23 protein-coding genes and 1 tRNA gene are annotated in these 23,490 nt (G+C 43.2%); 13 read left to right on the forward strand and 11 right to left on the reverse strand.

Features of this window, described 5'->3' with window-relative positions; translation table 11 throughout:
- Positions 1 to 461: 461 nt before the first annotated feature.
- Both queG and IM475_RS07525 read left to right on the forward strand, forming a co-directional pair.
- Positions 462 to 1,409 (forward strand): tRNA epoxyqueuosine(34) reductase QueG, encoded by a 948-nt coding sequence (gene queG, locus IM475_RS07520; RefSeq protein WP_287727171.1) that lies wholly within the window; start codon positions 462 to 464, stop codon positions 1,407 to 1,409.
- The gene (locus IM475_RS07525; protein ID WP_287727172.1) at positions 1,399 to 2,037 is read left to right on the forward strand and encodes an HAD-IA family hydrolase; all 639 of its coding nucleotides are present in this window, start codon (positions 1,399 to 1,401) and stop codon (positions 2,035 to 2,037) included. Before queG ends, IM475_RS07525 begins: the two co-directional genes overlap by 11 nt.
- A gap of 87 nt (positions 2,038 to 2,124) precedes the next feature.
- Here IM475_RS07525 and IM475_RS07530 read toward each other — a convergent pair.
- A tRNA-Leu gene (locus IM475_RS07530) sits at positions 2,125 to 2,210 on the reverse strand.
- Between the two features lie 172 nt (positions 2,211 to 2,382).
- Between IM475_RS07530 and ndhL the strand changes: the two genes are divergently transcribed.
- The 6 genes from ndhL to IM475_RS07560 all read left to right on the forward strand — a co-directional run bounded on the left by ndhL (position 2,383) and on the right by IM475_RS07560 (position 6,175).
- Positions 2,383 to 2,622, forward strand: a complete 240-nt coding sequence (gene ndhL, locus IM475_RS07535; RefSeq protein ID WP_002732218.1) for an NAD(P)H-quinone oxidoreductase subunit L — start codon at positions 2,383 to 2,385, stop codon at positions 2,620 to 2,622.
- Positions 2,623 to 2,642: 20 nt separating this feature from the next.
- A complete protein-coding gene (locus IM475_RS07540) occupies positions 2,643 to 2,948 on the forward strand; it encodes a DUF3007 family protein (RefSeq protein WP_002751981.1) in 306 nt (101 codons plus the stop codon).
- 4 nt (positions 2,949 to 2,952) lie between these two features.
- A complete protein-coding gene (locus IM475_RS07545) occupies positions 2,953 to 3,381 on the forward strand; it encodes an ATP-dependent zinc protease family protein (protein WP_287727173.1) in 429 nt (142 codons plus the stop codon).
- Between the two features lie 251 nt (positions 3,382 to 3,632).
- Entirely contained in the window at positions 3,633 to 4,556 is a 924-nt protein-coding gene (locus IM475_RS07550; RefSeq protein ID WP_002751979.1) for a restriction endonuclease, read from the forward strand.
- A 75-nt stretch (positions 4,557 to 4,631) separates the two neighbouring features.
- Positions 4,632 to 5,213, forward strand: a complete 582-nt coding sequence (locus IM475_RS07555) for a phycobiliprotein lyase (protein ID WP_287727174.1) — start codon at positions 4,632 to 4,634, stop codon at positions 5,211 to 5,213.
- A 209-nt stretch (positions 5,214 to 5,422) separates the two neighbouring features.
- Positions 5,423 to 6,175 carry a phycobilisome rod-core linker polypeptide gene (locus tag IM475_RS07560; RefSeq protein ID WP_045359953.1) on the forward strand — a complete coding sequence of 251 codons (753 nt, stop codon included), beginning with the start codon at positions 5,423 to 5,425 and terminating at the stop codon, positions 6,173 to 6,175.
- A 94-nt stretch (positions 6,176 to 6,269) separates the two neighbouring features.
- Here the strand turns inward: IM475_RS07560 and mnmA are convergent, their stop codons facing one another.
- Positions 6,270 to 7,328, reverse strand: coding sequence for a tRNA 2-thiouridine(34) synthase MnmA (gene mnmA, locus IM475_RS07565; protein WP_287727251.1), 1,059 nt, complete (start codon positions 7,326 to 7,328; stop codon positions 6,270 to 6,272).
- Positions 7,329 to 7,430: 102 nt separating this feature from the next.
- On the opposite strand from mnmA, the gene IM475_RS07570 reads away from it, so the two are divergent.
- Complete coding sequence (locus tag IM475_RS07570; RefSeq protein ID WP_287727175.1) at positions 7,431 to 8,078, forward strand: hypothetical protein; 648 nt, start codon at positions 7,431 to 7,433, stop codon at positions 8,076 to 8,078.
- A gap of 430 nt (positions 8,079 to 8,508) precedes the next feature.
- Here the strand turns inward: IM475_RS07570 and IM475_RS07575 are convergent, their stop codons facing one another.
- Positions 8,509 to 9,486 (reverse strand): alpha/beta fold hydrolase, encoded by a 978-nt coding sequence (locus IM475_RS07575; protein WP_287727176.1) that lies wholly within the window; start codon positions 9,484 to 9,486, stop codon positions 8,509 to 8,511.
- Between the two features lie 450 nt (positions 9,487 to 9,936).
- Here IM475_RS07575 and IM475_RS07580 point away from each other — a divergent pair, with 450 nt between their 5' ends.
- A complete protein-coding gene (locus IM475_RS07580; protein WP_008201218.1) occupies positions 9,937 to 10,791 on the forward strand; it encodes a universal stress protein in 855 nt (284 codons plus the stop codon).
- Between the two features lie 88 nt (positions 10,792 to 10,879).
- Here IM475_RS07580 and IM475_RS07585 read toward each other — a convergent pair whose 3' ends face one another.
- Complete coding sequence (locus IM475_RS07585; protein ID WP_287727177.1) at positions 10,880 to 11,404, reverse strand: DUF2062 domain-containing protein; 525 nt, start codon at positions 11,402 to 11,404, stop codon at positions 10,880 to 10,882.
- Between the two features lie 64 nt (positions 11,405 to 11,468).
- Between IM475_RS07585 and mnmE the strand changes: the two genes are divergently transcribed.
- Positions 11,469 to 12,842 (forward strand): tRNA uridine-5-carboxymethylaminomethyl(34) synthesis GTPase MnmE, encoded by a 1,374-nt coding sequence (gene mnmE / locus IM475_RS07590; protein ID WP_287727178.1) that lies wholly within the window; start codon positions 11,469 to 11,471, stop codon positions 12,840 to 12,842.
- Between the two features lie 61 nt (positions 12,843 to 12,903).
- Here mnmE and IM475_RS07595 read toward each other — a convergent pair whose 3' ends face one another.
- Both IM475_RS07595 and IM475_RS07600 read right to left on the reverse strand, forming a co-directional pair.
- Positions 12,904 to 13,212: a DUF4164 family protein gene (locus IM475_RS07595; protein WP_149973187.1), complete on the reverse strand. Its 309-nt coding sequence runs from the start codon at positions 13,210 to 13,212 to the stop codon at positions 12,904 to 12,906.
- A 111-nt stretch (positions 13,213 to 13,323) separates the two neighbouring features.
- Positions 13,324 to 13,599 carry a polyhydroxyalkanoate biosynthesis repressor PhaR gene (locus IM475_RS07600; RefSeq protein ID WP_287727179.1) on the reverse strand — a complete coding sequence of 92 codons (276 nt, stop codon included), beginning with the start codon at positions 13,597 to 13,599 and terminating at the stop codon, positions 13,324 to 13,326.
- A 345-nt stretch (positions 13,600 to 13,944) separates the two neighbouring features.
- Between IM475_RS07600 and alr the strand changes: the two genes are divergently transcribed.
- Entirely contained in the window at positions 13,945 to 15,141 is a 1,197-nt protein-coding gene (gene alr, locus IM475_RS07605; RefSeq protein WP_287727180.1) for an alanine racemase, read from the forward strand.
- Between the two features lie 209 nt (positions 15,142 to 15,350).
- The gene (locus IM475_RS07610) at positions 15,351 to 16,655 is read left to right on the forward strand and encodes a cytochrome P450 (protein WP_287727252.1); all 1,305 of its coding nucleotides are present in this window, start codon (positions 15,351 to 15,353) and stop codon (positions 16,653 to 16,655) included.
- Between the two features lie 90 nt (positions 16,656 to 16,745).
- Here the strand turns inward: IM475_RS07610 and IM475_RS07615 are convergent, their stop codons facing one another.
- The 5 genes from IM475_RS07615 to bchI form a co-directional block, all read right to left on the reverse strand.
- Positions 16,746 to 18,737: an ABC1 kinase family protein gene (locus IM475_RS07615; protein WP_287727181.1), complete on the reverse strand. Its 1,992-nt coding sequence runs from the start codon at positions 18,735 to 18,737 to the stop codon at positions 16,746 to 16,748.
- A gap of 299 nt (positions 18,738 to 19,036) precedes the next feature.
- A complete protein-coding gene (locus IM475_RS07620) occupies positions 19,037 to 20,131 on the reverse strand; it encodes a glycosyltransferase family protein (RefSeq protein WP_287727182.1) in 1,095 nt (364 codons plus the stop codon).
- A 74-nt stretch (positions 20,132 to 20,205) separates the two neighbouring features.
- Entirely contained in the window at positions 20,206 to 20,895 is a 690-nt protein-coding gene (locus tag IM475_RS07625) for a retron system putative HNH endonuclease (RefSeq protein ID WP_287727183.1), read from the reverse strand.
- Positions 20,892 to 22,313, reverse strand: a complete 1,422-nt coding sequence (locus tag IM475_RS07630; RefSeq protein WP_287727184.1) for an AAA family ATPase — start codon at positions 22,311 to 22,313, stop codon at positions 20,892 to 20,894. The genes IM475_RS07625 and IM475_RS07630 overlap by 4 nt, the downstream gene beginning before the upstream one ends.
- Before the next feature lie 70 nt (positions 22,314 to 22,383).
- Complete coding sequence (gene bchI, locus IM475_RS07635; RefSeq protein WP_002760148.1) at positions 22,384 to 23,457, reverse strand: magnesium chelatase ATPase subunit I; 1,074 nt, start codon at positions 23,455 to 23,457, stop codon at positions 22,384 to 22,386.
- Positions 23,458 to 23,490: the final 33 nt, after the last annotated feature.

Genomic DNA, 23,490 nt, shown 5'->3' on the forward strand with positions numbered 1-23,490 from the left:
AATACACGGCAGAAGTCGTCGACATGACAGAAAAGAGCTTCTAGACTAGACATAGATGGGTTGGGGGTGCTGAGTTTATATATTTTTCAGCTTACTAGCCCCCGCCTTTTCTTTCCTCCCTTATCCCGAACTGACGTTATTTTACTATAATTGTACTAGCAAAGTACAAGTCATTTTAGGGAGGGGTGTTAATTGAGCAAGTCAATAGTTATACTAAATCCGTTGAGTAACGCACAGAAAACGGGTTTCTCGGAGAAACCCGTTTTCTACTCATGCAAAAGGCAAAACGGAGAATAAATAATCAGTTTTTAATAACTGGATTTAGTATGAGGACGATATAGCGGGGACGGGAACCACAGTTTCTTCGTTGATCATGGTTTCTAACTGTTCAGCCTGGGATTTGGCTCAATAAATTGATCATTGTAAATAATTGTTACAAATACTTGACTTAATATATTTCTATGGTGACAGAAACACAGATCAAAGAAAAAGCGCTAGAGTTGGGCTTCCATGGGGTCGGTATTGCCTCTGTGGACAGCCAAGACTCGGCGGTATCCCATCTAAAAAGCTGGTTAGAGCGGGGTTATCACGCTGATATGGATTGGATGACTAACCCGAAACGACAGGATATCAAAACTCTTTGGCCGGAAGTGCGATCGCTAATTGGTCTCGCCCTTAACTACTACACCCCCCAGCAACACAGTCAAGAACAAAACCATGGCAAAATTTCCCGTTATGCTTGGGGAAGGGATTATCACAAAGTATTAAGTAAAAAATTAAAAGCCCTCAGTCAATGGTTAGAAAGTCAGGGGGAGCAAATTCAAACCCGTTACTATCTGGATACAGGACCGGTACAGGATAAAGTTTGGGCGCAAAGAGCAGGGATCGGCTGGATTGCCAAGAATGGTAACTTAATTACCCGCAATTACGGCAGTTGGGTATTTTTAGGGGAAATATTAACTAATTTACCTTTAGAACCCGATCGACCCCATAGCGCCCATTGTGGCACCTGTAGCCGTTGTTTAAGCGCCTGTCCCACCCAAGCAATAGTTAGTCCCTCTGTGGTGGATGCTAATCGCTGTATTGCCTACCATACCATTGAAAATCGTTCTGTAACTTTGCCTACAGAAATTGCCAAGAATTTACAAGGTTGGGTAGCTGGTTGCGATATCTGTCAAGATGTCTGTCCTTGGAATCAACGTTTTGCCCAAGTTACCGACGTGGAGGATTTTCAACCTCGCCCAGAAAACCTCTCGCCAAGATTGGAGGAATTAGCTAATCTAACTATAGAGGAGTGGGATCGTCGTTTCATCTCGTCGGCCCTACGTCGAATTAAACCCCAGCAGTGGCGACGTAATGCCCAGGCTAATTTAGCTCATTCCCCGAACCCCGCACAAGATGACAATTAAAGTAGTCGTGTTCGATTTTGATGGTACTATCGCCGATACCCACGATACTTTCGTGGAGATTGTCAATCGTTTGGCTAAAAATTTTGGTTATCAACCCATCAACGAGGAAGATTTGGCCCGACTAAAAAACCTTAGTTCCCAAGAAATTATTAGACAATCCCAAGTTTCCCCCGTTAAAATCCCTTTTTTACTCTATCGAGTTAAACGGGAATTAAATAAACAAATTGAATGTCTGAAACCTTTCCATGGCTGGCATCACTGCCTCGCCACTCTTAAAGAAAGAGGCTATAGATTAGGAATCATAACTTCTAATACTAAAGAAAATGTCACCATATTTTTAGCAAATAATCAACTCTTAAATTTATTTGATTTTATCTATTCGGGAACGCCCTTATTCGGCAAACACAAAATTATCGATCGCCTGATCCGACAAAATAAATTCTGTCCCGATGAAATGATTTATGTCGGCGATGAAACCAGAGATATTACTGCTGCCAAAAAAAGTCAAGTGCAAGTGGTGGCCGTCGCTTGGGGCTTTAATTCCCCTCAAATTCTCACTCAATTTAACCCCGATCATCTCATTCATCATCCCCTAGAATTATTGGATATTTTAGATAGGGCTGGCTGAAAAAGTTTTTTCTGGGGACAAGGAAAGGCAGTTTGGACATTTGTACTAAAATACCCAATACTCAGTTTAAATATAGACTCCAATCGATGGGGGCAGAGAGACTCGAACTCTCACGAGCTTATAAGGCTCAACGGATTTTAAGTCCGTAGCGTCTACCATTCCGCCACGCCCCCGTTATTTAACCGACAATTTTTTATCATATCACAAATAATTTAATTAGCAAGAGTATTTTCAGTAAATTATTTTAGCCCGCCAATTCGATCGCCGCAAAGGGGGAAAGACAGGGTAAAATAATCAGCAGGTGAATTGCCGTTCACCGACAGCCATTGATAAAAATCAATCCTTATGCAATCAATTCTGACGCAAGAAACCATTATCATCGCCCTGATCTACCTATCTCTCAGTGTCTTGTATTTGCTCGTCATTCCCGCCGTTATCTACTACTACCTCAATACGCGCTGGTATGTGGCATCTTCCTGGGAAAGAGGGTTTATGTACTTTCTGATGAGCTTTTTCTTCCCCGGGATGCTGTTGTTAAGTCCTTTCCTTAACTTCCGTCCCCAACGTCGTACCCTAAAAGCTTAAGTTATCAACCCAAAAAACCCATGAGACGCATTGATGTCATCGGGATCGGTATCGGGATGTTTGCTATGGGCGGCATCCTCTACATTATCCTGCAAAAAACCGGTTTAGATAGTGCTTCGGCGGGAATTTGGAGTCAAGCGGTGTTGGTGGGTGGTGTCATCGGTTGGATTTTTACCTATCTGTTTCGAGTCGCCACCGATAATATGACCTACGGCCAACAGCGCAAGGATTATGAAGATGCCGTCTTTAAAAAACGCCTGGAAGCGATGACTCCCGAAGAAATCGCCCAAATGCAGCGGGAGATTGAAGAAGAAAAAACTAAATAGACGGATGAAACCCGATAAAATCATCATCGGTTGGCGAGAATGGCTCGATTTACCTGATTTAGGCATTACCAAAATTAAGGCCAAGATTGATACAGGCGCTCGCTCCTCGGCCCTACACGCTTTTCATCTGCATCCTTTTCAAGATGGCGATCGCAATTGGCTGCGCTTTCAAGTTCATCCCTACCAAAAAGATAGTCGCCACACTGTCACCACTACCGCAGAAATCCTCGAATGGCGACAGGTAAAAAATTCTGGGGGTCAAAGTCAACTACGTCCCGTTATCAGAACAAGTGTATTACTTGGCGGTCGTCAATGGCCGATCGAATTAACCTTGACTAATCGCGATGTCATGGGTTTTCGGATGTTGTTAGGACGAGAAGCACTGAAAAAAGGCTTTCTTGTCCATCCGAATAGGTCTTTTTTACTGAGTTAAGTTATATTTAGTTATCAGTTATCAATTATCAGTTATCAGATGTGAGTTTTCAGTTCACTGTTTACTGTTTACTGATCACTGAAAAGGCTTTTCTGGGAAGTGAGTAATTAGGGAAGTAGGGAGTGGGTTTTTAAAGTTCGATTGGGATTTAATCGCACTATTAAAAACAGATTTGTTATTATTATCTATCTAAATTCTTGGAGATTGTTGCTGTATAATTGTGATGACTGCCCCCGCTTTTCAGCCGAACTATGCCCATTCCCGATTTTCAATCGATTATGTTGCCTCTATTAAAAATACTTGCAGATGGCAAAGTTTATAAATATCGAGAAATTATTGAAGCCTTGGTCAGAGAGTTTCAAGTCACGGAAGCGGAAAGAAAAGAAATGCTTCCCAGTGGACAACAAGAAATTTTTGCTAATCGAGTCGGTTGGGCAAAAACCTATTTAAAGAAAGCGGGATTAATTGACTCACCCCAAAGAGCAACTTTTGTAATTTCTGAGAAAGGAAAAGAAATCTTATCTCAAAATCCTGCTCGAATTGATGCCAAATTTCTCAGACAGTTTCCTGAATTTCAAGAATTCAATCGAGTCAATAAGCAAAATGAAACTATTACTCTTGAAAGCAATTTATCAACTTCTGATCAAGAGCAAAATCCCGAGGAATTACTAGAAAACTCCTATCAAGAAATTCGTCAAGCATTAGCAACAGACTTACTTTTTATTCTGCGAAAATTATCCCCAGATGCTTTTGAAAAATTAGTAGTAGAATTACTGGTAAAAATGGGTTATGGTGGCTCAATTAGAGATGCCGGTAAAGCGGTAGGTAAGAGCGGTGATCAAGGGATTGATGGGATAATAAAAGAAGATAGACTCGGTTTAGATATAATCTATATTCAAGCCAAAAGATGGGCTGATAATAATGCCGTTGGTCGTCCAGAAATCCAGAAATTTGTCGGGGCATTAGCGGGACAAGGAGCCAAAAAAGGTATTTTTATCACTACTTCCTATTTTACCAAAGAGGCTTTAGAATATGCCCCCAGAAATGAGATAAAAATAGTGCTGATTGATGGGGAAGAATTAGGTCAATTGATGATCGATTATAACTTAGGTGTATCGACCAAAGAAATCTATGAAATCAAGAGAATTGATCATGATTATTTTGGGGATGAATGAGAGAGAGAGGGGGACAAGGGTTACAGAAAACGACGATGGCGTTAAAATAGATGGAAAAAATAGAGGATAAAAACTATGGACGGGATGACCTTTTTTCAGAAAAGTGCGGGACAGTGGAAATCTCAGCGCACCACCCATCATTTACCCTTTCGACGCGCAGAAACCGGCGATTCCGAGATTTATGTGGAAGCTTTAAGCGCCGATAACCCGAAAATTATCGCTATCTGTGAAATGCACGAAGTCGCTCCCGCTAAGACTGTGGGGGGTGCCTTTGTCAGTTGGGATGGTTCGATGCAGTGGGACAAAGAAGACGAAAATCATCAAGGAACCACCGTTTTTGCGCTAATTCCCGACGAAGATAATCCCCAAGCTGGTGTTCTGTTGCGGGAGCGAGGTTATGCGGAAATCATTCCCGTGGCGGGCCGTTATCACATTGATGAACAGGAAGGTTTAGTCTTAATTACAGAATACGAAACTATGACCTCGATCGAGCGTTTTTGGTTTGCCGATGCCGATTTACGTCTCCGCACTAGCACAGTTCAACGTTTTGGCGGTTTTAATACGGCCACTTTTTGTGCTGAATCCCGCAATCAGTCATCGGAGTCAGTCTCTAGTGATTCCCCCGAACCTTCATCCTATTCGATTAGTGGCTGGTAAATTCAGTTATCAGTTATCAGTTATCAGTCATCAGTCATCAGCTTTTTTCTCCCCTCTCCCTGCTCCGGCGCTCCCCAACACCCCGGATGGTAAGCAAGTTTTCTTAACAATTGTAAGAATTTTTAATATTTCTTTTCTAGTTGGCACTTACTCCCTTATCATTAGGAGGAAAGTTTTTTAAGCATTTCTAAGGATACGGAGGTTTACCCTTGGCCATTCCTCTTTTAAATTACGCCCCCAAGTCCCAAAACGTGCGGGTAGCTGGTTATGATGTCGGTGGAGACGAAAAACCGAGAGTTTACACGACGGAAAATGTCCTCTCCCCTAGCGACCTGGACGATTTAATCGAAGCCGCTTACCGTCAGATTTTCTTCCATGCCTTCAAATGGGATCGGGAACCCTTCCTCGAATCCCAATTACGCAATGGACAATTATCGGTGCGGGATTTCATTCGTGGTTTACTGTTATCGAAAACCTTCTATAACAGCTTCTACGAGAAAAACAGCAACTATCGCTTTGTCGAACAGGTAGTACAAAGAGTCCTCGGTCGCGATGTCTATAGCGAAAGAGAAAAAATTGCTTGGTCGATTGTCGTTGCCACCAAAGGTATTCAAGGTTTTGTCGATCAACTTCTCAACAGTGACGAGTATCTGCAAAGCTTTGGTTATGATACCGTTCCCTACCAACGTCGTCGCACCCTGGCCAGCCGCGAAATCGGTGAACGTCCATTCAACATCACCTCGCCCCGCTACGATGGCTACTATCGTGGTATTTTGGGCTTCCCCCAAATCGTTTGGCAGAATGCTGTCCGTCGCTATGTTCCCCAAGAGCAAAAACCCAAAGCCGGCGATCCTTCCAGCTTCTTGGCTATGGCCCGGGGTCTCGGTAGTGCCAAAGGAAATCCTGTACCAAGAGTCTCCGCTATGAATATTAACATCGAGGCTTCTGTACCCCGTCGTTAATTTTTAGCTAAACCTGCCGGGGAGAGTCCCTAATTGGCAGAATGACCCCCGAACCATAATCAGGTTAGGTTATTTTGTGAATTGGTGGCTCTCCCTATGGGGTGGCTCCTGATATAATCCCCCCACCGAGGACGATTTCCCCTTCATAAATCACGGCTGCCTGGCCCGGGGTGATGCTAAATTGTGGTTCATCGAAAACCAGTTTCACTTGATTATTTTCTAGGGGAATAACATTGACAGGAACGGCCGGAGAACGATAACGTACCTGTACTTGCGCGCGGATAGGGGTGGTGGGTTCGGCAATAGAAACCCAGTTCATCCGTCCGACAAGACAAGCGGCACTAACGGCACTTTCGCGATTACCGACGATAACCCGATTCATGACGGGATCGAGTTTTACCACATAGAGAGGTTCGGCGGCGGCGATGCCGATGCCTTTGCGTTGTCCGATCGTATAATGATGGATACCGCTATGTTTACCCAAAACTTTGCCATCGAGATCGACGATATCGCCCTCACTAACAGCGATATACTTATCCAAGAATGATCGCATCGTTCCGTGAGCTTCAATCAAGCACAAATCCTGACTATCGGGTTTATCTGCTGTTTTTAAGCCGAATTCCTGGGCAATTCTGCGGGTTTCTGCCTTGGTTTGTTCTCCCAAGGGAAATAAAGTCCCACGCAGTACATCTTGAGTGAGATCATAGAGAAAATAGGATTGATCTTTATTTTGATCGACGGCGCGCAGCAGTTGATAACGGTTATTTTCAGGAGAAAAACGAATTCTAGCGTAGTGACCGGTGGCAATAGTATCCGCTTCTAAGGTTTCCCTAGCATAATGCAGCATCGGGCTAAATTTTACCGCTTTATTGCACTGAGAACAGGGCAGCGGTGTGATTCCCGCTTCGTAACCGGAAACTAGATAATCAATAATTTCTTTTTGGAAAAGCTCGCGACTATCGACGATATGATGGGGAACCCCCAACTGTTCACAAATAAAGGCCGCATCTACCATTCCCTCGGAGCAGCATTGACCTTTACCCTTCATTAACCACAGGGTCAAGCCAATAACATCATAACCTTGAGCGTGTAAGGCGGCAGCGGCAACAGAGCTATCTACTCCCCCCGATAGACCGACAACAACTTTTCCCATAAACCTTGTCATGATTTTTAACCAATATACTTTCTAGACTAGCATCTCCTCCTTTAAAATTTGGACATGGTGTACCCAAATCTCGTGTGAGGACAAGCTAGTATGATGAGAACAAACCTACTGTTTTTCTCGGCCTTATTTTGGTTAAAAGTCGGGATAATCGCTCAAGCAACCGTGCTGCTAAAAGCAAACTTATCTTTTGCCCAGAATCTTTATCCCGGTCGTCGTTTGCCCCCACCGCCGGCGGTGAGACAACCAACTAAACGTTCAGACAGTCCCAGTGCTGTTAATTGTTCCCAATGTTCACCCTTAAATTTACCCCTCGTTAATTCTCCATCAGTTCGCCCCCCGGTGGCTGCCCCGGTTTCCGGTAATCAACCCCTGAGAGAATACGTTTTTCAAGCCCCCGCTACTGTGCGTCCCGCCGATGCTACGGTGATTAATAATCATCCTCGTCAAACTGTCAATCCACCGGCCCCCACACCTGAAAATCGCGCCAATAAACCCCCTTCTCCCCCACCACAGCAGCGGGTTATTGCTACTAATCAACTCTTTCGCGTTGAAGTTAAAAGTAATAGTGCAGAAGCGTTGGCAAAAATTAAAGAAATTGAACCCCTCGCATTTATCCGTACGGGAGAAAATGTTATTCAAGTGGGGTTATTTCAGCAACAATACCAAGCTAAACAACGGGTACAAGAGTTAACTAGACAGGGTTTTAGCGCCCAGATTATTACCCTCAATAATCAGTAAAGTTAGGGTTGAAAATATTAATAATAATCCGGGTTCAGGTCTGGGAATTATCCCTAAGTCTCCTTAACCCTTGCCTTGCTGTGGGTTAATAAAACCGCTTGTAATACTAAATAAATCCTGTTTAAAAGGTATAGGAGAGCAGGGAGACACAATATTAATTGAAATTATCAAAAATTAATTTTGAGAGCAACTTCTTAAGTAGCTAGACACAATTAATTACACATAAGTAGCTGGTTATAATTAAATTAAAAATGGATTTTAGGTTCGATCCCCCCTGCTCCCCTTGATAAGGTAGGGTTGATTCATGAATCAACCCTACCCTTGATAAGGGTGGTGTCTGATAATTTTTAACGCCTACCTACTTATCTAACTATCTCTTGCCTGTTGCCTCTTGCCTATCCTAACTAGGAAGTTAATTTTACCCTATTACCTAGCACACAGAGTTAATTTTGTCAAGCAAAATTCTGACCGCATCGATCATCACATCTGGTTGATCCATCCAGACAAAATGACCACTTTTATCCGCTTGTATTTCCAGAAAATCTCTGGATAATTTGCCTAATTCTAGGTGCATCTCCTCCCGGAGTTGGTTGGCACTTTTAAGGGGAATAAACCGAGTCCAAAGGGAAGGTTTAAAAAAAGAATTAGCTTTAATACTAACTATCGGTAAATTACCGAAATTGTTAGCCTCACTCAGCTGACGAGCGCTTTGGTCGAGATTAAACATTTCTCTACTCATCGTCATCCAGTGTTTAGCGCGACAGAAAGAACGCTTAACTCGATCACAAGAATCTGGGGAAAAGCGACGCAATTCTGGTTTTAATAATTCAAAAAATCCTAGAACCCTCAAAACTCGGATAATGCCTAAAATTGAGCCGATAATCGACATCCAAAATCCAGAGATGAAAAATAATTTTAATGGCTTTAATGCTGGCGACATTTTCAGCATTCCTTTCTCGTGTAAACCATCGGTGAGTACCAAACCTACTACTTTTTCTGGGAACAGATGAGCATACAGTCGAACATTATAACTGCCAAAAGAATCACCAATTAAAATATAAGGCGGTTCTATTTGTGCTTGGGTTAGTAATTTATCTAATTCCTGAACAATTTGGTAGCTAGTCCGGGGATAAGGACTAGAATCGCTCCAACCATAACCCGCTCGATCATAAATACAAACCCTAGCTAATTGTGACAATTCTTCTAGCAAAAAATATCCCTCAATTCCCCCTAAACTATGGTCAATAATAATAGTGGGACTAGCTACTCCTGCTAGACAAAAATGCAGGCGATATTTACCCAGATTAATCAAATTACCCGGCGGTGCTTTTTGTTCTTCTAACCAAACAGATAACGTCTGATAAACTGTTGTCGCTACTAGGAGAATTACTCGAATTGATAAAGACATAACTACACCTCTTGTCAAAATAAAAAATTCTCGTGGTTGCTGGAGAAGTAAGAATGATTAAGTAGCTGGTTATAATTAAATTAAAAATGAATTTTAGGTTCGATCCCCCCTGCCCCCCTTGATAAGGGGGGTGTCTGACAACTTTCAACACCTACCTACTTAATCATCAATTAAATGGTGAGCAGCAGCCGTGATTAAAAGAGAGCGCCGGGATTGCAGCCAAAATATAGTATAAATGAACGCTTGACACCGTGATTTTGAGCCAAGTATTTCTAGTCAATTGAGCATAAATACTTAAAATACCCTCAAAAGCGAGCTGCTACGCAGTGCCTTCGGCATCGCATTTACCTAAGAAAAAGCGCTTAATAAGTTGTTAAATTTCGGGAACAACATTAGCAGTATGCTGAAAATTGGCGAAAACTATTAAGATCATAGACCGAGTTTAATCTTATGCTAGAGAAAATACTATACGCTGATTCCGGCGCAGGTCAAACCCAAGAAATGCTACAAGCATTGATGGATCTCCCCGCTATCCGGAAAGCGTCGATTACCATTCTCCGGGTTGTTCCCCCTCAGATTACCACCGAAGCCCTGGCCAGTAAATGGGAAGAAGGGACCCAAATGCTGACTAAAATCCTGCAAGAAGTCAAAATTGAACCCAGCAAAGTCTCCACTATTCTACGGCAAGGAGATCCCAAAGATACCGTCTGTCAAGTTGCCGACGAAATCGGTGCTGATTTGATCCTGATGGGTTCCCGAGGACTAAAGCGACTGGAGGCAATTCTAGAAAATTCCGTCAGTCAATACGTCTTTCAACTGACTAATCACCCGATGTTGTTGGTAAAAGACGATATTTACGTCAAAAAAATCAAAAAGGTGATGGTAGCTCTCGATAAGTCTAGCTCGGCTGATTTAGCTCTCGATCTGGCTATTTATCTCCTGCGGGATTATCCTTCAGCAGAGTTAATTCTGGCCCGCGTCAACCCCGACTTAAAACCGGAATTTGCCCCCACTTCCCCCAAAGAAATGGAAGAAAACCCGATTATAGGGCCGGCAGTGGCAAAAGCGAAACGGATGAATATACCCTATCGCTGCGTGGTGACGGGGGGTAAACCGGGGGAACAACTCTGCAAACTCGTCGATGATTATAATGTGGATCTCTTACTGTTGGGTTCGCCCGATCGCCGTCCTTCCGTGGCCAAGAGTTTACCAGATCTCGATCGCCTTCTCGGTACTTCCCTTTCGGATTATGTGCGGGTTAATGTCAATTGTCCCGTCCTTTTAGCTAGAAAAGAAGGGATTTAGCCCGATTTAGCCCACATCGTCCGGGGATGGTGTGGGTAAAAAATGATTGCTCAAAAATTCAGCCAATAATCCGCAAAACTAGCCCAATTTATCGGCGTTTTCTAACTGTTTGTCGCCGGTGATGCCATTGACTGAGGAGACGATAACTAACAAAATAAGTGATAATGCCCGCCAACAGACCTGTAATCAAACTACCAAAAAATAGCGTTAATAAAAATTCACCGCTCAAACTTGCCCAATTTTCCGCCCAACTTTGGTTAGAGGCAAAAATACGACTATCGAGTGCTTGATTTCCTTGACCTAAAAATAATTCTCCCAATTTATAATTAAACAAAAACAGGGGAATATAGGTAAAAGGATTACTCACCCAAGTGGCTGCCGCTGCTGCGATTTTATTGCCCCGCACACAGAAAGCTAAAAAAATCGCAATAATGATCTGTAATCCCATCCAGGGAAAGGCCCCAGAAAACACCCCCACCGCTAACCCGCGAGCGATTTCGATCGGATGTCCCTGCAATCGCACCAAGCGAACCCACCAGTAGCGACAGGAGCGCGTCAGACGATTAATTAGGCCATTCCCTTTATTTTTCGCTTTTAATGACCGTGAGCGCATATTTTCGGGATAAATGCTGACAAAATTGATACCAACTTCAATTTTAGCAAGGAGTGATTAAGAGATGTTAAATACAGGGGATACGATCGCCGCCATCGCTACGGCGATCGTTCCGGAACAGGGTAGTATCGGTATTGTCCGTTTATCCGGTAGTCAGGCAGTGGCGATCGCTCGTCGGCTTTTCCATACCCCCAACCGTCAAAAATGGGAAAGTCATCGTCTTCTCTACGGTTATATCCGGCATCCCCAAAGTCAAGCAATTATCGATGAAGCTTTGCTGTTGCTCATGTTGGCTCCCCGCTCTTTCACCCGCGAGGATGTGGTGGAATTTCACTGTCATGGCGGCATTATGCCCGTACAACAGGTGTTACAGTTATGTCTAGAAAATGGGGCGCGTTTGGCCCAAGCGGGGGAATTTAGCCTGCGTGCCTTTCTTAACGGCAGAATTGACCTAACTCAAGCCGAAAGCGTCGTCGATCTCGTTGGGGCGCGTTCTCCCCAAGCGGCACAATTTGCCCTCGCTGGGTTGCAGGGAAAACTCGCGCAACCGATCCGGCATTTGCGTGCCACCTGTCTCGATATTTTGGCTGAAATTGAGGCCCGTATTGACTTTGAAGAGGATTTACCGCCCTTGGATCATGAGGCGGTTCTCCATAGCATAGAACAGGTTTTTTGTCAAGTAAATTTAATTTTAGCTACTGCCGAGCGCGGGGAATTGCTGCGTAGTGGTCTGAAAGTGGCGATCGTGGGGCGGCCGAATGTGGGTAAATCCAGTTTGTTAAATGCTTGGAGTCGGAGCGATCGAGCGATTGTCACCGATTTACCCGGCACTACCCGCGATATCGTCGAATCTCAGCTAGTTGTGGCGGGAATCCCCGTACAAGTCCTCGATACGGCAGGAATTCGCTCGGCCAGCGATCGAGTCGAACAAATTGGGGTGGAACGTTCCCGTCAAACGGCCCGGTCTGCTGATTTAGTTCTCTTAACCGTCTCCGCAGAGTCAGGGTGGACCCGGGAAGACGAGGAAATTTATCGCTCTGTCAGCGATCGCCGATTAATTTTAGTGATTAATAAAATTGATTTAGCTCATCCCGAAACGGTAATTTATCCAGCAGAAATTGAGCGAGTTGTCAAGCTATCCGCCGCCCAAAATCAGGGTATTGAAGACTTAGAAAAAACTATTATTAATGCTGTCCAAAATCAAGAAATACAGGCGGCTAATTTGGATTTAGCCATTAATCAACGACAGGCGGCCGCTTTAACTAGGGCGAAAATTGCTTTGCAACAGGTCAAAAAAACAATTGACCAAAATTTGCCTTTTGATTTTTGGTCGATCGATCTGCGTACTGCCATTCAAGCTTTAGGAGAAATTACCGGCGAAGAAGTGACTGAATCGGTACTTGATCGCATTTTTAGCCGTTTTTGTATTGGGAAATAAGCAATGAGGAAATCTGGTCAACTGTGTTCGGTTAACTGTAGTTTTGTTGAGATTGGAGAACTCAGATATTACTGGAAAAAAAGACTTTCCAAGCGGCCGTAATAATGGCACTCCCCAAAAGGATGATTAATGTCCAGACCTGATTTTTTTGGGTTCCCTCTACCGATCTGAGCCGATTGTCGATGCCTTCAATTTTCCCGTCTAAAACTTTAATATCCCCTTTGAGATCAGTTACTCCTATTTCTAGTTTGGTTAACCGATCTTCTACCTTGTCAAATCTTTCGTTAACCCGCTTCTCAAGCGAGTCAATCTTCCCCTCAATCCTTGTGAGGACAGCTTCTAGGGAATAAGTAACAGTTTCGTTAGACATTGGGTAAACTCCTATACTGCATCTGGTTGGATATAATTTTATCTTAGTCTAGCTTTAAGAAAATTTTCTTTCAGGAGCGATTAACTGTAGTCTTGTTGAGAATTAGAGAACTCAGATATTACTGGGAAAAAATACTTTCCAAGCAGCCGTAATAATGGCACTTCCCAAAAGGATAATCAATGTCCAGACCTGATTTTTTTGGGTTCCCTCTACCGATATTAGCCGATTGTCGATGCCTTCGATTTTCCCGTCTAAAACTTTAATATCTCCTTTGAGATCGGCTATTCCTATTTCTACTTTTGTCAAGCGCTCATCAATCTTATCGATCTTCCCCTCAATCCTTGTGAGGACAGCTTCTAGGGAATAAGTAACAGTTTCGTTAGACATTGGGTAAACTCCTATACTGCATCTGGTTGGATATAATTTTATCTTAAAGTCTAGGCTTTTTGGCATTCCTTACCCCACAGTTAACTTCACTTCTGTCCAACCACTGAGATAGTGTTAGGTGAAAACTTCCCTACTTTCTTGTCACTGATTACCCGTTACTGTTCATTCTCTACGGAAAAACCCTAACCCCAAATTTTTTCGGGAACTTCCTAACATCCCATTCATCTTAAAGCCTAGATTCCGCCTGGAAAAAGGAGGAAATCCAGAGGAGTTTCAGGCTTTTTTCCTAGCCCTCTCGGTTTTCTTTTGGTATAAATTGGGTTATGTGTGCAAAGGAGTGAGCGAGTGGTGTTTAGCATCGAACCAAAAATTATCAATCCGCCCAAAAACCGTCATGATTATCAATTGTCGGAAGTAATTCGCTATCGTGCTTGGGTAGAGATTGATCGCTCGGCCTTACAACAAAACGTGCGAAAAGTCAAGGCCTTATTAGCCCCAAAAACAGAATTAATGGCGGTAATTAAAGCCGATGCTTACGGACACGGGGCAGTTAAGGTGGCTAACAGCGTTTTAGAAGCCGGAGCGCAATCTTTAGCCATCGCGACTATCGGGGAAGGTATCGAACTACGCGAAGCGGGAATCGTTGCCCCAATTATGATTTTAGGGGCAGTCAATACCCCGGAAGAAGTGGCAGCCTTAGCCCATTGGCAATTGCAACCCACCCTGGTGCAAATCGAACAGGTGCGGATTTTTGCCACCGTGATGAGACGCTTAGAGCAGCGGCTGCCGGTCCATATCAAACTAGATACGGGGATGTCTCGCTTAGGTACACAATGGCACAACGGCACCAAATTCGTCGAACAGGTTTTAGAGGCTCCTAACCTGAAAATTGCCAGTATATACTCGCATTTTGCCACGGCTGACGATCCCAATCCCGAAATCATGCAGTTACAACGGCAAAGATTCCAACAAGCGATCGCCGAGTTAAGATCAAAAGGTTATCATCCCCCCTGTCTGCATTTAGCCAACTCTGCCGCTACCCTAAGCGATCGATCTCTGCACTATGATCGAGTTAGAGTCGGATTAGCTCTCTACGGTCTTTATCCCGCCGATCATCTCACCGATAAAGTCCCTTTGCAACCCGTCCTGCAAGTAAAAGCGCGCATTGCCCAAGTCAAAACCATTGCCGCCGGCTCCGGAGTGAGTTATGGTCATCAGTACATAGCGGCAAAAGACACCCGTATTGCTGTGGTCGGTATCGGTTACGCTGATGGAATTCCCCGCAATCTCTCCAATCGTTTAAAAGTATCCCTGAGAGGACGTTTAGTACCCCAAATCGGCGCGATAACCATGGATCAGTTAATGATTGACGTGAGCGAGATTCCAGACGTAAAAACAGGGGAAATCGTCACACTTATCGGTAAAGACGGCCCACAGTGCATCACCGCCGACGATTGGGCGCGGGATTTAGGTACGATATCCTGGGAAATTCTCTGCGGTTTTAAGCATCGTTTGCCGCGAATTACTATTAGCAATGGGTGATTATGGCGGTGATCTTAAAAAATGTCAATTGGCGGCAATTATCACTGTTGACTGGTGAGATGTGTAATTAATTTTGCCTAGATACTTGCCTTGGTCAAGTGCGATCGCTGATTGCTGGGCTAGATGAGGGGATGAATTCTCCGGTGCTTTAGGTTAAAATAAACGGGGTTAATCGACGGCAAATGATTAGTTTTACCCTAGAGGCAGCGATGACTATAAGCAAAGATTTACCCTTACCCCCCGGCAGTTTCGGATTACCCCTATTAGGAGAAACAATCGCTTTTTTGACCGATGGGGATTTTGCCAGTAAACGTCATAACAAATATGGTCAACTTTTCCGTACTCATATTTTTGGCAGTCCCACGATTATTTTATCTGGTGCCGAAGCTAACCGGTTTCTCCTCAGCAATGAGAATAAATACTTTGCGGCAACTTGGCCTAAAAGTACCAAAACTCTCCTCGGCAGCGCATCTTTAGCGGTGCATACAGGAGATGTCCACGCTTCCCGTCGTCGCTTAATCTATCAAGCTTTTCAACCCCGGTCCCTGGCAAGTTATATCCCTACAGTAGAAACAATTACCGCTCGCTATTTAGAGCGTTGGCAAACCGCAAAAACCCTGTCATGGTATCCTGAATTAAGAAACTATACCCTCGATATCGCCTGTAAATTATTTGTCGGTCTTGATCATGGTTCTGCTACCAAATTAGGAGAAGCTTTTGATACTTGGTGTGCGGGACTATTTACCCTTCCCATTCCCCTTCCCTGGACAGCTTTTGGCAAAGCATTACGCTGTCGAGAAGAATTACTAGAAGCCATAGAAACTATCATTTTAGAAAGACAAAAAAATGATGACTTAGGCCAGGATGCTCTGGCTATCCTTTTACAAGCTAAAGACGAAAACGGTCAAAGTTTATCCTTAGTGGAATTAAAGGATCAAGTGCTATTATTACTCTTTGCTGGTCATGAAACTTTAACCTCCGCTATCGCCACTTTCTGCCTACAAATGGCACTGCATCCCGATATTTTTCAGCTTGTCCTTGAGGAAATAACTAATTTTGATCTATCCACTCCTTTAAGCGTTGATACCCTCAAACAGATGACCTATTTAGATCGCGTTTTAAAGGAAGTTTTACGTTTTACTCCCCCCGTGGGAGGAGGATTCCGTCGGGTAGTAGAAGACTGTCAATTTAACGGTTATCATTTGCCGAAAGGATGGGTAGTGCAGTATCAAATCACCAATACCCATAAAGATAATAATATTTATTCTCATCCTGAAACCTTCGATCCCGATCGCTTTTTAGCCGAGGAAAAACCCTACGGATATATCCCTTTTGGTGCGGGATTACGCGAATGTATCGGCAAAGAATTCGCTCGTTTAGAGATGAAAATTTTAGCCGTCCGTTTAGTACAAAAATACGATTGGCAATTACTCCCCAATCAAGATCTCACCCTCACCTCTATCCCCACTCCCCACCCCCGGGACGGTTTACAAGTCACCTTTAAACCCCGTTAACCGGCTAGGATAAAAAAACTTTAAAAACAGTTTAGCGTTTTTCTCGGAGCCGTGAAATTTATTTCACGGCATTTATTGACCGAACAGAGGTTAATCGGCAGCGGGTAAAGCTTTCGATAATTCTCCATTTTGCCGATGATTTGGTCTATCAAATTCGAGAACTAGGTAACGAATTAAACGCGCTAGGGATTTTTGTAGCAAACCTTCAGCAATTTTTTGTCCCATCTGTTGGGTTTCCGGTTTAGCGATTAGTTTCGTCATCACTGGCACCATAGCCATGGCATCAAATCCTTTCGTTTCCTGTAAAATACTAAAGATGTTGCGAAGATGCTCGAAAGTCTTAGCATCACCTAATAATTCTGGGGGAGTTTCTTGCACCGCTAAACCCACCTGTTGCCGGAAATTAACCGTGAGATTAAACCAAGTGCGACGACCAAAGTTATCGAGCGCATTGACTAACTCATTAACTAATTTTTCGCGGATAAATATACCCCTGTCTGAAAGGAGAAAATCTAACGCTTGATCGGTGACTTTCTCGAAGTTAAAATCATTAGAATCTTTAGCATTACGCAAGAGATTTTCTAAACGATTCCAGCGAAAAGTACCGTCTTTAAACAATAAATCTCGCAGGGAATCTCGCAACTCCGTGGAAGGATCGGTGAGCAGACGTTTAGCAATATAAGGATAGGCTTTACTCAGTACCTTAAAATTAGGATCGATGCCAATTGCTATTCCCTCTAAAGTCACCATCGAGCGAATAATCAGGGCATAATAGGCAGGAACTCGAAAGGGAAACTCATACATCATCGCCGACATTTTATCGGTGATACTTTTAAAGTTTAATTCTGCCACACTCGCCCCTAAAGCATTACCGAAAACTTCCGAAAAAGCGGGAACAATTGGCTCTAAATTGGTAGTTGGTGACAGGAAGTCTAACTTAACGTAATCCTTGGCCAAAGACTCAAAATCCCGGTTGACTAAATGCACCACCGCTTCGATTAAACCGTAGCGTTGATAGGGTTCAATATTGCTCATCATGCCGAAATCAAGATAAGCTAATTTACCGTCGGGAGTCGCTAATAAATTACCCGGATGGGGATCTGCATGGAAAAATCCGTGTTCAAGTAATTGACGCAAAGAACACTGCACCCCCACATTAACTAAGTGGGTGGCATCAATACCCTGGGCCTGAATTTCTTTGATATTAGTTAATTTTGTGCCGTCCACCCACTCCATGGTTAAAACCCGTCTCCCGGTATATTTCCAGTAGATTTTGGGGATGTAAATTTCGGCAATGTGACCATAAAGTTGAGCGAATTTTTCGGCGTTTTGTCCTTCGTGCAGATAATTAATTTCTTCAAAAATACGAGCGGCTAATTCGTCGGTAATTGCCACTAAATCGGAGCGAAGTCTTTTAATATTACCTTTCACCCAAGTCGCCAAACTACGCATGATATACACATCTAAAGTTATACAGCGAATCAAATCGGGACGCTGTACTTTAACTGCGACTTTCTCTCCGGTTTTTAATTTACCTTTGTAAACTTGTCCTAGGGAAGCGGCCGCTATGGGATTGGGGGATAATTCTGCATAAATTTCTTCGGGACAATAACCTAATTCTTCTTCGATAAAACGATAGGCAATTTCGTTAGGAAAAGAGGGAATTTGATCCTGGAGAGTGGTTAATTCTTCTAAATATAAAGGTGGTACTAAATCGGGCCGGGTAGAGAGAGCTTGACCGATTTTAATATAGGTGGGTCCCAATTTGGTCAACATTTCCCGCAATTGTACGGCCCGTCTAATTTCATTTTTTGGCGATTTTCCCCGCAGTTTATCCCACCAGATACCGATGACAAAAGATAAAACCGGCAGGGCAATTTCGATTAATCTCCCCAAAACGTCTAGAGGTCGCCGACGGTAATAGTCGTTAATAACTTGGGGATTGTAGCGCCAACTTTCGGCTACGTTGTCATCCATGGGGCCGATATCTTCCCGATGCTCTTCGGGAATATGGACCGGCTGCACTTCAACGGTAATCGCTTCTGGGGTTTGCGTCTCCGGGGAGATCATCTGTTCGGACATAGTTCGGTGACGGGGCAGGGTGATTTGTAAACTATTGTAACAAGTATCGGCTTGCTGCCCGATCTTGTTTCTGTCTCCCTAGTTCTAGGTTCAGGTTGGCCGTCAACTTTCCCAGGATGTTTATCGGTGTTTTTGACGATTTCGAGGCTGATACTGCCCTGATTATCCTGAATGTAGGTGTCAAAAAATAGGGCGGTAATTTGGCTGATTTCTAGGACTTTGTTAAATAAACTAGGGACGGCTGACCGATAACTAAATTCACCGCTAATAATCAGAAGTTAAATTGGCTAAGTTAATCATTATTGTTGCCTCTCAAAGTATTCTACGATAGCTCTCGCTATCGATTCTGCACCATCTTTAGCCAGTTTAACCTTTAATCTGGGCGGTTGGGGAGCTTGCCGTAAAAAGTCCCAATTACCTTGAAAAAATTCTTCACTGCTAATAATTTGATGATAACTATAATCTTGGATCCCAGCCAATAAAATCGCTGATTCGGCGAAACCTTCTCGCATCAGGGAAACAATCGGAACCTCTAATTTTAAAGCCTCGGCAAAGGTACTATATCCCGGTTTGGAAATAATTCGATCGCACAGGGGCATAAAGTCCACAGGACGATAGCTCCGATCTGGTTTATCCTGTAGGCGGATTAAATTGGGCAATTCGGGGGCGTTTTTTTCAAAAGTGATAAATTGCCAATCGGGAAAACTGGCGAGGTTATTATAGGGAATTGCTTCTAATCCTAACCCACCAAAACTCAATAAAATAGTTTTTTCTTTAGGGGCATTTAGCTTAAATTCCTGTCGTAATTGTTCTTCACTGTAGCGGGGTGTCCCCCCAGTTAAATTTGCTTCTGTAACGTGAGGAAATGCTGTCATCGCTTCTGCTAAAGGCAGTTTAAATAAGCGATCGCATTGATTATAACAACGACTGATCCAATCACTAATACTGGCAAATTCTTCACCCCAATCACGATAGATAAAATCCCAGCCGAAGTTACCGATCATCCAACAAGGAAGCCCCGCACTTTTGGCAATTAGTGCCGCTAAAGGCGGTAAATCGGCTACAACTAAACCCACACGATTAGTTTTAATAAAATTAACTTCACTGGCAATAATTGCCCTTGATTGAGCAATTATTTGTTCTAATTTTTCTTTAGTAGCTAATTTATCCATCGTTAAACTATCCGATTGGATTACCCCCACATCAAACCCCCGATGTCTTTGAATATATTCTCCAGATATATAGGAATCTAATAACCAGCGCGGAGCAGTGGTGACTAATATCGGCAAAATTTCGGGATTAATTTCAATAATATTAGCTACGACCGAAGCACTACGGACGGCATGGCCAAAACCATGATTAGTAACAGCAAAATAAACAACAGGACGAGACATAAATATCAAGTAGGGTGAGAATAATAAGCAAGAAATTTTGTTTTTCAGACTGTAGATAATAATTACCCCTGATTTTAGGGAGGCAAATGAGGCAGTATATAAATACTAGCAAAAGCATAATATTCCGCTCCCGATTGACAAGCTTCTTGCAGTAAAGATAAAGCCTCCGAGTCTCCTTGTTTTGCGAAACGTAATAATGCTAACAACCTTTTAATATATTGACTACGATAGTTAATTAATTCTTTTCGTCCACGCATACCATTTAGATCGAACAAATCTTCAACAATTTGACCACGCCGATCCCGACCATAAACACTGGCCAATTTTGCCATTTCATCCCAAACAAATTCAAGATGTGTATTCGGATCGGTTACTCCATCCGTGGGGTCTATTAACAGAGGATTTCCTGTGATATCATCGAGAGGAAAATTTGTGCCTTTGTGATTGGCATCATTACATTTATCACAAGAAAGCAGTAAATTCTCCCAAGTAAAAGTCAGATCAGGATACTGGCTTTTTGGATAAAAATGTTCGATCGCTCCGTAAGTTACCACTGTAATCTTACTTTCACAGTAAGCGCATTTCCCATTAAACATTTTAACTAATGCGTCTTTAACTTGCGGATGACTGTATTTATTTTGTGCTTGGTTAATTTGAGCTTTAGTTGCCTTGTTGTTTGATTTTATTGATTCTAAAGCCTCTAGCCAACGAGCGGCATTTTTAGCTAATACGGGTGGCTCTGATATTCTGGTGACAGCAATCAAGATAAACGCTCCTCTAGTAAGGCATCAATTCGGGATTCTAAACTATTAGGTTGACTGATTTCGCCAAAGGGTTTAACTTCTCCAACAAATAATGACAGTTGTTCATATTCTTGCTTTTCTGCTGCCGCCAGATTTTTCTTTTTACGATTTAGTTGGTGGTAACGCTTAATTTTATTTTCTGTATCAGTGGGATAGGTTGATTTCAGACCAAAAGCAGAACTTGTTAAAGTACGATCAACATTAGCCGCTAATTCTTTATAATGAATTTCTACAATCTCTAATTCACCCGCTACCAGATCGATTCGTAGGGTTAAAGAATTTGGCCCCGCACCGGCAGCGATTAAAGGACTATGAGTAGCGACAAAGAATTGAAGCTTGGGAAAAACTTCCTGTAACCATCCAGCAATTTCCCTTTGCCAAGAAGGATGTAAATGAATATCTAACTCATCGATTAAGACGACTCCAGAAGCCTCTGTGGGGTTATCTAGATCGGGGAAGGATTGTAATAATCGCCAAATTAAATCTCCGGCTAAAGCAATCATACTCCGAAAACCATCGGATAAACTAATGGTTGGAACTTTTTGACCGTTAACTAGAAACTGAATCAAGCCATCGGCAGTTACTTCAGCAATTTCTACATTACCGGGTAACAGTTTAGTAATTGCTTCTTCGCCGATTTTTTTCATTTGTTTGGCTTGAATATCTGTGGGATTTTTGGCTATTCGATAATCTAAATACACCATCCATCTCTCAAAAGAACTTAAAGATGTATCCTCATTAAATTGGCTGAAAAAGTTGCTAGAGCGTTTCGGAGGTTCAAGACTAGGAATGATCACTTGACTCACTCGTGTCAAACGACGGAAAGCTCCATAACCGACGGCAAACCAACCATGATTATCGGAGGCAAAAGCATTGGCTCGCAACCAACTTAAAATTTTAGTATTTTCTTCGATTAATGCTGGTTCTGTATAGGTTTGTTTGTCCTTACTGCCTCCTAACTCTAACCTTTCCTTGCCTGTAACAAAATAGGAATAAGCAAAAGTTTTTCGAGTTTTATCCGTACCAAATTTTCCCGCATCCCCATCTTCTTGATGAAGCACTGCGGTTAATTTACCCGGTGTCTTGGGATTACATATCCAACCAGTCGGACGTGGTAATAATTCTTTGGCTGCTTCTGGTCCCGCGAGCAGCAAAGCTAAAGCCTGTAAAATCGTGCTTTTTCCTACTCCATTTTCTCCTAATAAAGTGATCCAATGATAAGGTTTAGCATCCTGACGACGTTGATTGGGATTACTAATAAATTTAATCTCTTGATTCTGGAAGCATTTAATGTTTTCGAGTTTTATACTTTCAACCCACATGGACATTCCCCCAGAGAATAACAGCGATCGATAAAATTCTAGCTTATTTGGCCACATCTAGCCCTTTTTGGCCTTCATCTCTAAATCCAGTCAAAAACCCTCTCTTCGCAGAGAGGGTGAATTAGATTTAGGAATTTTCTTCTAATCCAAAGACGCGATTAAAAGCTTTCAAGACTTTATAACCAGAATCGATCGATTCTAGCGGATCTTTCCGCAAACGGTGACGTAAACAAAGAACAATTACCCGACGGATATCATCTACCGTCACAGTTGTCCGTCCTTCCAAAGCGGCCAGAGCTTTAGCGGCGCGATTGGTAACAATATCGCCGCGCAATCCATCCACGTCCAACTCGGAACAAACCTCGGAAATTTTCACCCGCAGATCATAATCAAGCTCCACAGAAGGCAAAAGATTCTGGGCCTCCACTAGCTTTCTTTGCAGTTCTTCCTGTTCTAAGTTATATTTCTCTAAAAACGAGAGGGGATTGCCATCAAATTCCGCACGCTGTTCCACGATTTTGACCCGTAGAGGTGGTTCTTTGACGGTGTGAATCTCGGCGTGCATTCCGAAGCGATCGAGCAGTTGTGGGCGCAATTCTCCCTCTTCTGGGTTGCCCGATCCCACCAAAACAAACCGGGCCGGGTGACGGATGGAAATTCCTTCCCGTTCCACCGTATTCCAACCACTAGCGGCCGAATCCAATAGCACATCGACGAGGTGATCGTCAAGTAAATTGACTTCATCCACATAGAGAATGCCGCGGTTAGCTTTGGCCAGCAAACCTGGTTCAAAAGCTTTTACCCCTTCTGACAGGGCCTTTTCGATGTCAATCGTGCCACAGACCCGATCCTCCGTCGCACCGAGGGGCAGATCTACCATAGTGACTTTTTTCTTGGCAATGGTCAAGGGGATGGCCTCGTCCACCTTTTGCCGCACCTCATCGCTCATTAAATCGGGATCATTGGGGTCAGAATTAAAGGGATCGTTAGCAACTACGTCAATTTCTGGTAAAAGGTCGGCTAAAGCCCTAATTGTGGTCGATTTTCCCGTACCTCGATCCCCCATAATCATCACCCCGCCAATTTTTGGGTCGATGACGTTGAGCATTAGGGATAATTTCATTTCTTCCTGGCCGACAATAGCGGTGAAGGGAAAAACCACGCGGCGAGTTTTCGGAGGAGCTTGGGGAGTCACGGTCATAAGTGGATTCAAAAGTCAATAGTTGTTGCGTAA

This window comes from Microcystis sp. M061S2 (assembly GCF_020245605.1).
GTDB lineage: Bacteria > Cyanobacteriota > Cyanobacteriia > Cyanobacteriales > Microcystaceae > Microcystis.